Annotated in this window: 16 protein-coding genes; 9 read left to right on the top strand and 7 right to left on the bottom strand. The window is 60.4% G+C overall.

What is annotated here, in order from left to right; genetic code table 11:
• Nucleotides 1-5: 5 nt before the first annotated feature.
• From AC1DUP_RS19345 to AC1DUP_RS19330, 4 genes are all read right to left on the bottom strand, one after another.
• The gene (locus tag AC1DUP_RS19345) at nucleotides 6-563 is read right to left on the bottom strand and encodes an N-acetyltransferase family protein (protein ID WP_477833834.1); all 558 of its coding nucleotides are present in this window, start codon (nucleotides 561-563) and stop codon (nucleotides 6-8) included.
• Between the two features lie 111 nt (nucleotides 564-674).
• On the bottom strand, nucleotides 675-1,403 hold the full coding sequence (locus AC1DUP_RS19340) for a Bax inhibitor-1/YccA family protein (protein ID WP_477833832.1): 729 nt from the start codon (nucleotides 1,401-1,403) through the stop codon (nucleotides 675-677).
• 178 nt (nucleotides 1,404-1,581) lie between these two features.
• Entirely contained in the window at nucleotides 1,582-4,125 is a 2,544-nt protein-coding gene (locus tag AC1DUP_RS19335; protein WP_477833830.1) for an ABC transporter permease, read from the bottom strand.
• Nucleotides 4,122-4,829, bottom strand: coding sequence for an ABC transporter ATP-binding protein (locus tag AC1DUP_RS19330; protein ID WP_113299621.1), 708 nt, complete (start codon nucleotides 4,827-4,829; stop codon nucleotides 4,122-4,124). Before AC1DUP_RS19330 ends, AC1DUP_RS19335 begins: the two co-directional genes overlap by 4 nt.
• A gap of 72 nt (nucleotides 4,830-4,901) precedes the next feature.
• Here AC1DUP_RS19330 and AC1DUP_RS19325 point away from each other — a divergent pair, with 72 nt between their 5' ends.
• Both AC1DUP_RS19325 and thpR read left to right on the top strand, forming a co-directional pair.
• A complete protein-coding gene (locus AC1DUP_RS19325) occupies nucleotides 4,902-5,546 on the top strand; it encodes an arylesterase (RefSeq protein WP_113299622.1) in 645 nt (214 codons plus the stop codon).
• 68 nt (nucleotides 5,547-5,614) lie between these two features.
• A complete protein-coding gene (gene thpR, locus AC1DUP_RS19320) occupies nucleotides 5,615-6,208 on the top strand; it encodes an RNA 2',3'-cyclic phosphodiesterase (RefSeq protein ID WP_113299623.1) in 594 nt (197 codons plus the stop codon).
• Here thpR and AC1DUP_RS19315 read toward each other — a convergent pair.
• Nucleotides 6,115-6,615 (bottom strand): low molecular weight protein-tyrosine-phosphatase, encoded by a 501-nt coding sequence (locus AC1DUP_RS19315; RefSeq protein ID WP_113299624.1) that lies wholly within the window; start codon nucleotides 6,613-6,615, stop codon nucleotides 6,115-6,117. The two genes, thpR and AC1DUP_RS19315, sit on opposite strands and share 94 nt — an antisense overlap.
• A 35-nt stretch (nucleotides 6,616-6,650) precedes the next feature.
• Here AC1DUP_RS19315 and AC1DUP_RS19310 point away from each other — a divergent pair, with 35 nt between their 5' ends.
• Both AC1DUP_RS19310 and AC1DUP_RS19305 read left to right on the top strand, forming a co-directional pair.
• Entirely contained in the window at nucleotides 6,651-6,956 is a 306-nt protein-coding gene (locus AC1DUP_RS19310; RefSeq protein ID WP_113299625.1) for a 4a-hydroxytetrahydrobiopterin dehydratase, read from the top strand.
• Nucleotides 6,957-7,007: 51 nt separating this feature from the next.
• Nucleotides 7,008-7,400, top strand: a complete 393-nt coding sequence (locus tag AC1DUP_RS19305) for a YkvA family protein (RefSeq protein WP_113299626.1) — start codon at nucleotides 7,008-7,010, stop codon at nucleotides 7,398-7,400.
• Here AC1DUP_RS19305 and AC1DUP_RS19300 read toward each other — a convergent pair.
• Complete coding sequence (locus AC1DUP_RS19300) at nucleotides 7,397-7,957, bottom strand: sigma-70 family RNA polymerase sigma factor (protein WP_113299627.1); 561 nt, start codon at nucleotides 7,955-7,957, stop codon at nucleotides 7,397-7,399. The two genes, AC1DUP_RS19305 and AC1DUP_RS19300, sit on opposite strands and share 4 nt — an antisense overlap.
• Nucleotides 7,958-8,294: 337 nt before the next feature.
• On the opposite strand from AC1DUP_RS19300, the gene AC1DUP_RS19295 reads away from it, so the two are divergent.
• The 5 genes from AC1DUP_RS19295 to AC1DUP_RS19275 all read left to right on the top strand — a co-directional run bounded on the left by AC1DUP_RS19295 (nucleotide 8,295) and on the right by AC1DUP_RS19275 (nucleotide 13,124).
• Nucleotides 8,295-8,804, top strand: a complete 510-nt coding sequence (locus tag AC1DUP_RS19295; protein ID WP_113308708.1) for an invasion associated locus B family protein — start codon at nucleotides 8,295-8,297, stop codon at nucleotides 8,802-8,804.
• Nucleotides 8,805-9,048: 244 nt separating this feature from the next.
• Entirely contained in the window at nucleotides 9,049-10,284 is a 1,236-nt protein-coding gene (gene rlmN, locus AC1DUP_RS19290) for a dual-specificity RNA methyltransferase RlmN (RefSeq protein ID WP_477833825.1), read from the top strand.
• Between the two features lie 93 nt (nucleotides 10,285-10,377).
• Nucleotides 10,378-11,331, top strand: coding sequence for an ABC transporter substrate-binding protein (locus AC1DUP_RS19285; RefSeq protein WP_477833823.1), 954 nt, complete (start codon nucleotides 10,378-10,380; stop codon nucleotides 11,329-11,331).
• Between the two features lie 123 nt (nucleotides 11,332-11,454).
• Nucleotides 11,455-12,333 carry an ABC transporter permease gene (locus AC1DUP_RS19280; RefSeq protein WP_113308711.1) on the top strand — a complete coding sequence of 293 codons (879 nt, stop codon included), beginning with the start codon at nucleotides 11,455-11,457 and terminating at the stop codon, nucleotides 12,331-12,333.
• A complete protein-coding gene (locus AC1DUP_RS19275) occupies nucleotides 12,330-13,124 on the top strand; it encodes an ABC transporter ATP-binding protein (RefSeq protein ID WP_113299632.1) in 795 nt (264 codons plus the stop codon). The genes AC1DUP_RS19280 and AC1DUP_RS19275 overlap by 4 nt, the downstream gene beginning before the upstream one ends.
• Nucleotides 13,125-13,146: 22 nt before the next feature.
• Here AC1DUP_RS19275 and AC1DUP_RS19270 read toward each other — a convergent pair whose 3' ends face one another.
• The gene (locus AC1DUP_RS19270; protein ID WP_113308712.1) at nucleotides 13,147-13,788 is read right to left on the bottom strand and encodes a LysE family translocator; all 642 of its coding nucleotides are present in this window, start codon (nucleotides 13,786-13,788) and stop codon (nucleotides 13,147-13,149) included.
• Nucleotides 13,789-13,858 lie beyond the last annotated feature (70 nt).

Raw genomic sequence — 13,858 nt, 5'->3', positions numbered from 1 at the left:
CGATATCACCCCTTGAACAGGTTGCCCGGATAGGCAGCGGGGTCGGGATGCGTTTCCGTTCCTTCGCCGAGTGTTCGCTGCATCAGCATCGTATCCAGCCAGCGGCCATGCTTGTAGCCGGCGCCTTTCATCAGCCCGAGCTCTTCGAAACCGAGCGAATGGTGAAGCGCTATCGACGCAGGGCCCGCGCCACCGATGACCGCGGTCATCTGTCGAAAACCCGAGGCCGTGCAGCGGGAGATCAGCTCTCTAAGGAGCAGTTTGCCGATACCTTTTCCGCGCGCCTCCGTGCCTAGATAGATCGAATCCTCGACCAGCCAGCGATAGGCCGGGCGGGTGCGGAAGGCGGAGGCATAGGCGTAGCCAAGCAGGGTTCCGTCCTCGCCCGTTGCAGCGATGTAGGGGTAGCCCTGCTCGCGGATGATGGAGAAGCGAGCCGTCATTTCCGCTTCGGTCGGCGGCGTGATCTCGTAGCTCGAGGTGCTGTTCAGCACCGATTCGCGGTAGATCTCGGTAATGGCGGGAAGATCGGAGGGAATGGCGTCGCGCAGGGTAGGGGGCATTTCGGATCGATCGGCACTGTTGGAGGACAGGCCCCGTTGAAGCACTCCAGCGAACTGCTCGCAACAAAAAAGGCGGCCGAGGCCGCCTTTTCGTTTTCATTCCGATCCTGCTTATTTCCGGTTACCCATGAACTGCAGCAGGAACATGAAGAGGTTGATGAAGTCGAGGTAGAGCGTCAGCGCACCCATGATGGCCTTGCGGCCGGCGACATCAGAACCGTCTGCTTCAAAGTACATTTCCTTGATGCGCTGCGTATCGTAGGCGGTGAGGCCTGCGAAAATCAGCACGCCGATCGCGGAGATCGCGAACTGCAGGGCAGACGAAGCCAGGAAGATGTTGACCAGCGAAGCGATGATCAGGCCGAAGAGGCCCATGATCAGGAACGAGCCCATTGCCGACAGGTCACGCTTGGTCGTGTAGCCGAAGAGCGACAGCGCGCCAAAGGAAGCGGCAGTCACGAAAAAGGTCTGCGTGATGCTCGACTGCGTGTAGATCAGGAAGATCGACGACAGCGAGAGACCGACCAGCGCTGCATAGACCCAGAAGGTCGTCTGCGCGGCAGCGACGCTCATGCGGTTAATGCGGAAGCTCAGGAAGAAGACTGCCGCAAGAGGCGCAAGAATGATGACCCAGCGCAGGGGCGACTGGAACAGCAGGCTGCCGAACTGCGTGAGCTGGCCATCCTGCACAGCGAAGGTGAATGCGAAATAGGCGGCCAAACCAGTGATCGCCAGACCCAGCGCCATCAGGTTGTAGACCTTGAGCATATAAGCGCGGAGGCCTTGATCAATCACTTCGCCGGTTTGTGCGCGGCTTTGATAGTTACGGAGATCAGCCATAGTTTCCTCTTACAAGCTCCGATGGAAATACGGTGTCGGGTTCACGACCCGGGCGCCGCTGCGGAGCTCCAGCATGCCTGCTGACAATATGAGGCTTTTGCCCTTTTCAAACAAGGCCTTTGCAATCAGCCGTTCGGTTAAATCGCCGTAAGGTGAAGGGATATGAGCGTCTCACCCGTCATAGCTCGCGCAAAACGGGTGCCGCTTTCTGGCCGAGGATGCGCCAGGTGCCGATCAGGCCGATGCCGACGGTCAGCACGAGGGCGGTGACCAGGGTCATACCTGCGACGTCAGGCATGAAAGTGGAGGGCAAGCGCATGATGCGGCTGACGATGAACCAGGCGGCCACGCCGCCGGCAAGGAGCGCGAAGATGGCGGTGGCGACACCAAGGATCAGGTATTCGTAGCTGAAAGCGCGGATCAGCATGGTCCGGGTCGCGCCGAGGGTTTTTAGTACAACGGCATCATGGGTGCGCGCCCGGTTGCCGGCGGCCAGCGCTCCTGCCAGCACGAGGATGGAGGCGATGAGGGCAACGGAGGCGGCTGCGCGGATCGCGGTCGCAAGCTCACCGACCAACTGGTTGACGATATCGATCGCGTCCTTGACGCGGACACTCGTGATCGTCGGATAGGTGTTGGTCACGGACTTCAGGATTGCGGCGTCTTCGGTCTCCGTGGACGCGGGATCCGTCAGTGTCGCCAACCAAGCATGCGGAGCGCCACGGAAGGTGTTCGGCGAGAACACCATGACGAAATTGATCGACAGCGATTCCCACTCGACCCGCCGCAGATTGGCAATCTTGGCGGTGATGTTGCGGCCGAGCACGTTGACGGTGACGGTATCGCCGATCTTCAGGCCGAGCTCACGCGCTTCCTCCGCCGAGAAAGAGACAAGCGGCTCGCCGCTATAATCCTTGCCCCACCACTGGCCTTCGGTCAGGGCGGAATTCTCCGGCAGGCTTTCCTCGTAGGTAATGCCACGGTCGCCATTCAGCACCCAGCGGCCCGCCGCCGGCACGTTCATCTTGGTCACATCCTGGCCATTAAAGGCGATGATGCGGCCGCGCAGCATCGGCACTTCCACCAGTTTGCCGTTCGGCGACTGGGTGTGGATCAGGTTGCGGAAGGCATCGACCTCGGCACTCTGGATATCGACGAAGAAGAAGTTCGGGGCGCCCTCGTTCATGCGGCCGGTCAATTGCTGGCGCAGGTTTCCATCGATCAGCGTGAGGGTCACGAGCAATGCAAGGCCGAGGCCGAGCGAGAGGACGACTGACGGTGTCAAAGCGCCGGGGCGGTGGATATTGCCGATCGCCAGCCTGAGCGCCGGCGAGCTGACGCGCGGGCTCCTGCGCGCCAACCAGGCAATCAGCGCGGCGACAAGGCGCAAAATGACGAAGGCGAAGATGATGGCACCGACGAAGACCACGGCGATGAAGCGGTCATAGGCGGTAAAGATGGCAAGACCGGCCAATGAGGCCATGAAGAGCGCGGCAAGCAGCACATAGGGCCAGGAGGGCAGGCGGCGGGCTTCAAAACCCTGCTCGCGGAAGAGCGCGGTTGCCGGAACTTCGCGCGCATGGCCGAGCGGCAGGATGGCGAAGGCGAGCGTCGTCAGCATGCCGAAGAGGGCTGCAAGCAGCAGCGCGCCGGGATAAAGCGTCGGATCTGTGGAAACCGGCAGGAACTGGGCAAGAAACTGTGCCGCCAGCATTGGTGACAGCGCGCCGAGCACCAGGCCGATCAGGATGCCGCCCGCCGCGATGAGAGCGATCTGGAACAGGTATATCCAGACGACGACCGCCGCTGGCGCGCCGAGGCACTTGAAGGTCGCGATCGTCGTGCGCTTGGCGTCAAGGAAGGCGCGTACTGCATTGGCGACGCCGACGCCGCCGACGATGAGTGCGGTCAGACCGACCAGCGTCAGGAACTGCGTGAAGCGGGTGATGTTTTCCGTCAGGGACGGTGCCGCGCGATCGCTGGTGCGGATCGACCAGCCGGCCGACGGGAATTCTCTGGTCGCGCGGGCCTGGATGCCGGCCATCGTACCGCGGTCTTCCAGCTTGATCTTGTAGGCATGCTCCACAAGGCTGCCGGTCTGGATCAGGCCGGAGGCCTGAAGCGCGTTCCGGGTGACCAGCATACGGGGGGCGAAACCGAAGCCTTCAGAGAGTGCATCCGGTTCCGTCTTGACGGTGCCGGTGATGCTGAGCTTGACGTTGCCGAGCAGCAATTCGTCGCCGATCTGCAATCCCAGCCGCTCCAGCAGCAACGGGGCGACAACGGCGCCGTAGGTGCCGCCCTCTCCTGATAGCATGGAAGCAAGCGGATAATTCGGCTCTGCTTCGAAGGTGCCATAAAGCGGATAGGCCCCGTCGACAGCCTTGACCTCGACCAGCGCTTGATCGGATCCGTCGGGCTTGCGAGCCATGGAGCGCAGGCCGGTGGAGACGGAAACCTCCCCGAGGCCGCGCAGAAAATTCATCTCCTCTGGCGTGGCTTCGCGGTTGTTGAGTTCGAAGCGAACATCACCGGCGAGAAGCTCCTGTCCCTGCGAAGCGATCGTATCGGTGATCGACTGAGATACCGAATTGACCGCAGCGATTGCCGCGGTGCCAAGCGCGATACAGGCGAGGAAGATGTAGAAGCCTTTCAGGCCGCCGCGCAGCTCGCGAAGGGCCAGGCGGAAGGCGAGCGAGATGCGCGGTGTGACGATCCTCATGCGATCGCCGCCTCGGAGCGACGGGCGGCGCTGTCGCCTTCAATGCGGCCGGAGCGGACGCGGATCTGGCGCGAGCAACGGTTGGCGAGGCCGACATCGTGCGTCACGAGCAGCAAGGTCATGCCGCGCTCGGCCTGCTTGGAGAACAGGAGATCGGCGATCTGCCGGCCGGTATCGGTGTCAAGATTGCCGGTCGGCTCGTCGGCGATCAGCAGTGCAGGCGAGGGAGCCAGCGCGCGGGCGATTGCAACACGCTGCTGTTCGCCGCCTGAGAGCTGACCGGGATAATGGCTCAGGCGCTCGCCGAGCCCGACGGAGTTCAGCTCGCGTTGGGCGATCTCGAAGGGGTTGGGAATATTGGCGAGCTCGAGCGGCACCGCGACGTTTTCCAGTGCCGTCATGTTGGCGATCAGATGGAAGGACTGGAAGACGATGCCGATGTTGCGACCGCGGAAATCGGCGACCTGATCCTCGCTCAGCGCATGCAGGGGCGTGTCGTTGATGTTGATCTCGCCGCTGTCGAGCTTTTCCAGGCCTGCAAGCACCATCAGGAGCGTGGACTTGCCGGAGCCGGAAGGACCGACGATGCCGACGGATTCGCCGGCGCTGATCTCCAGATCAATGCCCTTCAACACATGGACGGAGGCCGCAGCGCTACCGAGCGTCAAATCGGCTTGTTTCAGATCGATGATGGTTTTGGCCAACAGAAATCGCCCTATATAATTCCCTAACCGAATGGCCGCATAACGGCACCTAGCCAATCTAGGGAAAGCATTATGAGATTTAAAGTTGCCGCCCTTCACTTCGCCGTCATTGTTTCCGCACTGATTTTCTCGACGGCTGCCGAAGCCCGCACCATCAATCTGGTCGGTTTCGGCGACAGCCTGATGGCGGGCTACCAATTGCCGCCGGGCGATGGCTTTCCTGAGAAGCTGCAGGCGTCCCTGAAAGCCAAGGGGATCGATGTTGCGATCACCAATGCCGGCGTCTCCGGCGATACGACGACGGGCGGGCTCGCGCGAATCGACTGGTCTGTCCCTGACGGCACCGACGGCGTTATCCTCGAGCTTGGTGCCAATGATGCGCTTCGCGGCATTCCCCCGGAACAGAGCGAAAAAAATCTCGACGAGATGATAAGCCGGTTAAAGCAGCGCGGCATCGCCGTCCTGCTCGCCGGCATGATAGCGCCGCCGAACATGGGCGCGGATTATGCCGAACGCTTCAACCCGATTTACCAGAAACTCGCGGAAAAACATGGCGTTGAACTCTATCCATTTTTCCTCGACGGCGTGGTCCTGGATGCTGGTCTGAAGCTCGACGACGGCATGCATCCCAATGCCAAGGGTGTCAATGTGATGGTGGAGAAGATGGAACCGGCTGTCACAAAATTCGTCGAGACGATTTCTTCTGTGAAGAAATAGGGGCTTGCACAGGTTTGTAATGCGTGATTCCGTGTGAGCACCTGCAAAAGATTCGGGGAGTGCTCGTTATGCCGAGACTTTTTACCGCCCTCGAAATTCCGCGCAATGCGGCGATGAGCCTATCATTGTTGCGCGGTGGTCTTCCCGGAGCACGATGGATCGATGTGGAGAATTACCACATCACACTTCGCTTCATCGGCGATGTCGATGGCCGGACCGCAGACGAAATCGTCGAGCGCCTCGACCGGATCGACCGGCCGGAATTCCAGCTCCGGCTTGATGGCATCGGCTCTTTCGGCTCCAAGAAACCGCATTCGATCTGGGCCGGGGTTTCTCCTTCGCCGGAAATGTACGCCCTGCAGGGCGAGATCGAGCGGATCTGCCAGCGCATCGGCTTGCCGCCGGACCCGCGCAAGTTCACGCCGCATGTAACGCTCGCCCGGCTGAAATATTCGCGCGTCGACGATGTCGTGCAGTATCTCGCCGGCCGCGGCAACTTCCAGACCTCAACCTTCACCGTGCCGCGCTTCGTGCTTCTGTCGTCGCGCGAATCGGTCGGCGGCGGGCCTTACCTGACCGAGGAAGTCTTCCCGCTCCACGAGCCGCTGATGGTGCCGAGCCTTTCGACCAGCGTATTGCAGCCGTTCAAGAGCCTCGCATAGACGAACTCGAAGTCTTCCGGGCCGCCATAGTAGGGGTCCGGAATATCTTCGCCGGTGCCCAGCGCGAAATCGCCGAAAAGGTGAATGTTATCCGCATGTGGCGAACGGCGGCGCAGTTCCGCAACATTCGAGTGGTCCATGGCAAGGATCAGATCAAAATCTTCGAAATCGCCGGCCAATATGCGTCGGGCGCGTTGCCCGGCAATGTCGATGCCGTGGGCGCTTGCGGTTGCAATCGAGCGGCGGTCCGGCAATTCGCCTTGATGCCAGCCGCCGAGACCGGCGGAATCGACGTGGACTGCATCATCAAGGCCTGCTCTAGCCACGACGCGGCTGAAAATTCCCTCTGCGAGCGGTGAGCGGCAGATATTGCCCATGCAAACAAAGAGGATGCTGATACGTTTCATCTGGGAGCCTTACGGAAGGATGAAAGGAGCATGGCATGAAACGGGAAAAGCTGGAAAGGGCGGCCATCACTGAGTTGCTCGGCGATCTGGAGGGCTGGACGCTCGATGATGCGGCAGGTTCGATTTCGAAGACCTTCAAATTCGCCAGTTTCGTGGAGGCCTTCGGCTTCATGGCAGAGTCGGCGCTCGCGGCCGAGAAGCTCAACCATCATCCGGAATGGTTCAACGTCTATTCCCGTGTCGAGGTGAAGCTCAACACCCATGATGCCGGCGGGCTGACCGAGCTGGACTTCAAGCTCGCAAAGGCCATGGAGAAGGCGGCGGCGCGGCGGGCCGATTGAATCGGTTCCGGCCATCACCATATGTTCGGAGCGACTAAAAGGGATACAGGGATGGACGAGGTCAAATACGGGGAGATCCTGTTGCCGGGCGACGAGGATACTCAGAACCGGCGCGAAAAGACGGTGCGGCAGAAATTCTGGCCGACATTTCGTCGTGCCGTGCGCCAGATACCGTTTTCACGCGATGTGGTTGCCGGCTTCTATTGCGCCCTCGATCCGCAGACACCTGCCAGGGTGCGTGGCGTGCTCCTGGCGGCACTTGCCTACTTCGTCATGCCTGTCGACATCATCCCCGATGTCTTCGCCGTCATCGGCTTTTCGGACGACATTGCCGTCCTGTCGGCAGCCTTTGCCATGGTCAGGGGGAACATCCGGTCAAGCCACTACGAGGCTGCCGACCGTGTGCTTGCCGACCAGTCCGAAGACGGTATGAAGACGATTTAGGCCTCTTCCCGCTCCAGCAGGTTTCGGAGTTTGCCAAAGGCGAGCCTGATGCGCGACTTGACGGTGCCGAGCGGCAGGCCGGTCGCCTCGGCTATTTCGGTATGCGACTGGCCAAGGAAGAAGGCGGCCTGCAGCAGCGCCCTCTGCTCTTCCGGCAACTGGCCGACGGCGTCGCGTACCTGCGCGTCGCGGTCGTCATTGGCAACGATTTCGTCAGCGCGCATTTCTTCGGGTGGCTGGAGCGTAGGGTCCTCCCCGTCGAAAACGCGCACCTGCGCGCGGCGCTGAAGATCGATGCGCCGGTTGCGGGCGATGCGGAAAAGCCAGGTGGAGAGAGAGGAGCGGGTGGGATCGTAGAGACCGGCCTTGTGCCAAAGGACAATCATGATTTCCTGCACAAGTTCCTCGGCCTCGCCTGATGTCATCTTCTGGCGCATCAGCCACGATTTGAGGCGCGGTGCGAAATAGTCGAAGAGTACAGAGAATGCGGATTCGTCGCGCTCATCTGCAACGGCCTTTGCGAGGGCAGCGAAACGCTGTTTTTCCTCGGCATCCATCCCTCTCACGAACTCCCTGCGGTCAAGATTTCGGTCTGAATTTCCTTATCTTAACGACCTACAACGGATTTTAGAAAGGTCAAACTCTTGCCTGAATCTTTGTGTCTTAAATTCTCCCGAACGGATGGGCTGGGCCATCACGACAGCGCACGGTCACACGCGCCGCTGCCGGTTCGCAAAGTTAACAGTCGGGCGAAAATGAAACAGGCAGGTACAATTCGCAGCCATTGTTGACCATTTGGTAACCTGAATTAAGTCAAAATAAAGCAGATCGTGATTATGCGCCGCCCGCAATGATCGCTTCGGGCCTTGAACCGCAAGAACCGGCAGGAATTCCATGTTAGTAAAAAGTATCGTATCCGCTTTCGCCCTCACAGTTGCTATGACCGGAGTGGCGGCAGCGCAGCAGGCGGCTCCGACCCGCATCCAGCAGTTCCAGGCATGGGGCGCTTACTCGTACAAATCCGGCAACGCTACCGTTTGCTACGTGCTATCGGTGCCGACCGCAAAGCAGCCGGCAAGCGTCGACCACGGTGACAACTTCTTCATCGTTTCCCAGCGTCCGGGCCAGAATATCTCCTACGAGCCGCAGGCGATGATGGGCTACACGGTGCAGGAGAACTCCAAGGTCAACGTGACGATCGATAACAAGACCTTCGTGATGTTCACCAAGGACAAGGCAGCTTGGGTCGAGAATGCCGCGCAGGAGCCGGCTCTCGTCGCCGCCATGAAGACCGGTCATTCGATGACCGTCAGCGCCACCTCGCGCAAGGGCACCGGTACATCCTACAGCTATTCCCTGTCCGGCATTTCTGCCGCGCTGAAGCAGATCGAAAGCTGCAAGTAAGCGCGTGTCATCGGGCAAAGTTTCGAAGGCCGGCCTTGCGCCGGCCTTCGCCGTTTCCATCTATAGTGACGATTCCATGTCTAGTGACGTGGGGCGAAAATGATGCTAAAGCGGCGCGCAACTGCGGAAGGATGGCGATTTATCGCCGCTCCGCTCATTCATTTCTGCAATCGTGCGTCAACGGCCCCGTAAGTCTTCCGGCTTTCCGGGATGGTTGCCATGTTGAGTTCGGGATTAGAAGATTATGTCCGTTATGGATGCGACGACCGTTGCCAAGCCCGCTGCGCGGGTACCTCTCGGCACTGAGCTTTCGCCCAAGCCCTCGCTGATCGGTCTGACGCGCGAGGAAATGAGTGCGGCGCTGCGCGAAAAGGGCGTGCCGGACAAGCAGATCAAGATGCGCGTCTCGCAGCTCTGGAACTGGATCTATGTGCGCGGCGTCTCCGACTTCGACCATATGACGAATGTCGCCAAGGACATGCGTGAGATGCTGAAGCAGCATTTCACCATTGCCCGGCCTGAAATCGTCGAAGAACAGATTTCCAATGACGGCACGCGCAAGTGGCTGCTGCGTTTTCCGCCGCGCGGCGCCGGCCGGCCGGTCGAGATCGAGGCCGTCTACATCCCTGAGGAAGGGCGCGGCACGCTCTGCATTTCCAGCCAGGTCGGCTGTACGCTGACCTGTTCCTTCTGTCACACCGGCACCCAGCGGCTGGTGCGCAACCTGACGGCAGAGGAAATTCTCTCCCAGCTTCTGTTGGCCCGCGATCGGCTGGGTGACTTCCCGGACCGCGACGTGCCCGTCGGCGCCATGGTGCCGTCGGAGGGACGCAAGGTCAGCAATATCGTGATGATGGGCATGGGCGAGCCGCTCTATAACTTCGATGCCGTCAAGCAGGCCCTGCTGATTGCCACGGATGGCGACGGCCTGTCGCTGTCCAGGCGCCGCGTGACGCTTTCCACTTCCGGCGTCGTGCCTGAGATCTTCCGAACCGGCGATGAAATCGGCGTCATGCTGGCGATCTCGCTGCATGCGGTGCGTGACGACCTGCGCGATATCCTCGTGCCGATCAACAAGAAGTATCCGTTGAAGGAACTGATCGACGCCTGCAGGAGCTATCCGGGGCTTTCGAATGCACGGCGCATCACCTTCGAATATGTGATGCTGAAGGACGTCAACGACAGCCTGGAAGACGCCAAGGGGCTCATTCAGCTTCTGAAGGGTGTGCCGGCGAAGATCAACCTCATTCCCTTCAACCCGTGGCCGGGTACGAATTACCAGTGTTCGGACTGGGAGCAGATCGAGAAGTTTGCCGATTTCATCAATTCGGCGGGTTATGCTTCGCCGATCCGCACGCCGCGCGGCCGCGACATCCTCGCCGCCTGCGGCCAGCTGAAGTCGGAATCCGAACGCATGCGAAAGACGGAGCGGCTGGCCTTCGAAGCGATGATGATCGCCAACCACGGCGCCGACGACTGATCAGCAAGTTTGATCCTCGCTACAATTCTCCGCGATTGATTAAAGGGGACGCTTTTCTTAAAAGTGCTCTCAAAATCATCCTGGAGGACACTCATGCGTTCAATTCTTCTGGCTTTTGCCGCAACTCTGGCCCTGGCGCTGCCGGCGAAGGCCGATAATGTCACGGTTGCCGTAACCGCGATCGTCGAACATCCGGCGCTCGATGCCGTGCGCAAGGGCGTGCAGGACACGCTGGCCGCTGCAGGCTACAAGGAAGGCGAAAATCTCAAATTCGTCTTTGAGTCCGCGCAGGGAAATCCCGCAACGGCGGCGCAGATCGCCCGCCAGTTTGCCGGCGATGAACCCAATGTCATCGTACCGATCTCCACGCCCTCGGCACAGGCCGTCGTTTCCTCGACACGTGATATCCCGGTTGTCTTCACCGCCGTCTCCGATCCGCTCGGCGCACAACTCGTCAAGAACATGGACAAGCCGGGCGGTAACGTAACCGGCCTTTCCGACATGTCGCCGGTCGGCGAGCATATCGCCCTCATCAAGGAAATCCTGCCGAACGTAAAAACGATCGGCTACCTCTACAATTCCGGCGAGGCGAACTCGGTTTCGCTGCTGGCGGCGCTGAAGGCTGAAGCCGAAAAGGCCGGCATCACGATCGTTGAATCCGCTGCGACGAAGTCCGCCGAAGTGCAGGGCGCTGCCCGTGCGCTCGTCGGCCGTGCCGATGCGATTTACGTCCCGACCGACAATACGATCATCTCGGCTCTCGAAGGTGCTGTCGCCGTTGCCGAGGAAAGCAAGCTGCCGCTCTTCACCGCCGATACGGATTCCGTTTCGCGCGGGTCGATTGCCGCACTCGGCTTCAACTATTACGATGTCGGCAAGCAGACCGGGGACATCGTCGTGCGGGTGCTGAAGGGTGAAAACCCTGGTGATATCGCGGTCAAGACTGCGGCCGGCAGCGACCTTGTGATCAACAAGTCTGCCGCGGCCAAGATGGGCGTCACACTGCCGGAAAGTGTTGTTTCGCGTGCCAACAAGGTCATCGAATAGTCAGCACTCATTTCAACGGTTTAGACAGATTCAGCCGCTCCCGTTTGCACGGGGGCGGCTGTTGGTATTAAAAGGCTCCGGTTTCGCGACGGGCGGAACGGAAACAAAAAGGGGCTGAAAGCCTTGAGCCAAATCGCATTCTGGGGGGCCGTCGAGCTCGGCCTGGTCTATTCCTTCGTCGCTCTCGGCGTCTATCTTGCCTTCCGCGTCCTCGATTTTCCGGATCTGACGGTGGACGGCTCGTTTCCGCTCGGAGCGGCGGTGACTGCAGTGCTGATCATCGCCGGCGTCAACGCATGGCTTGCGGCGCTGATTGCGATGGGGGCTGGTGCTGCGGCCGGCATGGTGACTGCGCTTCTCAATGTGCGCTTCAAGATCCTCAACCTGCTTGCCTCGATCCTGACGATGATCGCGCTTTTCTCCGTCAATCTGCGGGTGATGGGCAAGCCGAATGTCGCGCTTATCAATGCCGATACGATGATCAGCCCTTTCTTCGGCCATGGGCTCAGGGATTTCTATGTGCGGCCGCTCTTCGTCGGCGTTCTGGTTGTTCTTGCCGTCATCGTCGTCTGGCGTTTCCTGGAAAGCGATGCCGGGCTTGCCATGCGCGCGACCGGCGCCAATGCCCGCATGGCACGCGCTCAGGGCGTCGATACCAGCCGGCAGATCTATTTGGGTATGGCGATTTCCAATGCGCTGGTGGCGCTTGGCGGCGCACTCTTTGCGCAGACCAACGGCTTTGCCGACGTCACCTCCGGTGTCGGCACCATCGTCGTCGGCCTCGCAGCCGTTATCATCGGCGAGACCTTACTCGGGCGGCGGGGACTGCTGATTGCGTTGATCGGTTGCGTATTCGGCTCGATCATCTACCGCATCGCCATCCAGCTCGCGCTTTCGAGTGATGTCATCGGCCTGCAGGCCTCCGACCTGAATTTCGTGACGGCGGTTCTCGTGACTGTCGCGCTCATTCTTCCCCGCCTTCGCGGAGGTGCTCCATCATGATCAGCGTCAAGGATATCAAGGTTGTTTTCGGGCGCGGCACGCCGCTGCAGAAACAGGCACTGAATGGCGTCAGCCTGACCATCGAGCAAGGTTCCTTCGTCACCGTTATCGGCTCCAACGGCGCCGGCAAATCGACGCTGCTCGGTGTGCTCGCGGGCGATGTCCTGCCGAGCGAAGGCACGGTGCTGATCGGCAAGACCGATGTGACGCGCAAATCGACGGCGGGACGCGCCGGTCTCGTCGCCCGTGTCTTCCAGGATCCGCTGACCGGGAGTTGCGGTGCGCTGTCGATCGAGGAGAACCTCGCGCTCGCCGCCCGCCGCGGCGAGAAGCGCGGGCTTGCCTCAGCGCTTGGCGGCAACAGGCGCGATTATTTTCGCGAGCGGATTGCAGAACTGAATCTCGGGCTGGAAAACCGGCTGAAGGACCGTATGGACCTTTTGTCCGGTGGCCAGCGGCAGGCGGTTTCGCTCGTCATGGCGACGCTCGCCGGCTCCGAAGTGTTGCTGCTCGACGAGCATACTGCAGCGCTCGACCCTGGCATGGCGGAGTTTGTCATGAATCTCACGCAAAAGATCGTTTCTGAACGCAAGCTCACGACAATGATGGTGACGCACTCCATGCGCCAGGCGCTGGATTACGGCCATCGCACGATCATGCTGCATGGTGGCGAGATCGTTCTGGATGTTGCCGGCGACAACAGAAAGAACCTGCAGGTCGAAGATCTCATCGCCATGTTCCGCAAGATGCGTGGCCAGACGCTCGATGACGATGCCCTGCTGATCGGCTGATCACGGCATGGCGCGCTATAATTCAGCGTGCCTGGGTGAGCAGGATCTTGGCGGCGAAGACCGAGAAGACGCCGGCGAAGGTATAATCCATGCCGCGCAGAACCTTCCTGTTGTTCTGCAGCCAGCTCGACAGCCAGTCGGCGGCCATGACGACAGCCGCGTTGACCGGCATGCCGATCACGATGAAGCAGAAGCCGAGGAAGAGCAGCTTGTGCGTGACGGCGGGATCGTTGGCGCTGACGAACTGCGGCAGGAAGGTCATGAAGAAGATGATGACCTTCGGGTTCAGAAGGTTGACCCAGAAGCCCGAGGAAATGTTGGACAGCATCGTGCCCTTCGGGCCTTCGGCCTTGGCGACCGTCAGCTTCGAGCCATAACGGATTGCCTGCACGGCCAGCCAGAAGAGATAAGCGGCACCGCCGGTCTTCAGGATCAGGAAGGCGGTCGGCGAAGCGGTGATCAGCGCCGAGATACCGAATGCGACCAGCATCGTGTGCACGACGATGCCGAGGCTGGTGCCGAGAACGACGAATAGCGCTGCCTTCTTGCCCTGCGCCAGCGCACGGCTGATCGACAAGGTCATGTCAGGGCCTGGAGTTGCCGCCAGCAGCAAGGTGGCGGCGGCAAAGGCAAGAAGCGTCGGAAAGCTCGGCAGGAAGTCCATGTTCTACTCTGAAGCCGGAAAAAGATCCGACGATCTCTTATCCGGCTTTCAGAAAATTACCAATCAAACC

The sequence above is a fragment of the Rhizobium sp. 01L419 genome (assembly GCF_056400025.1).
The sequence above is the reverse complement of the archived record's forward strand: the minus strand, read 5'-3'. Positions and strand labels throughout refer to the sequence as shown.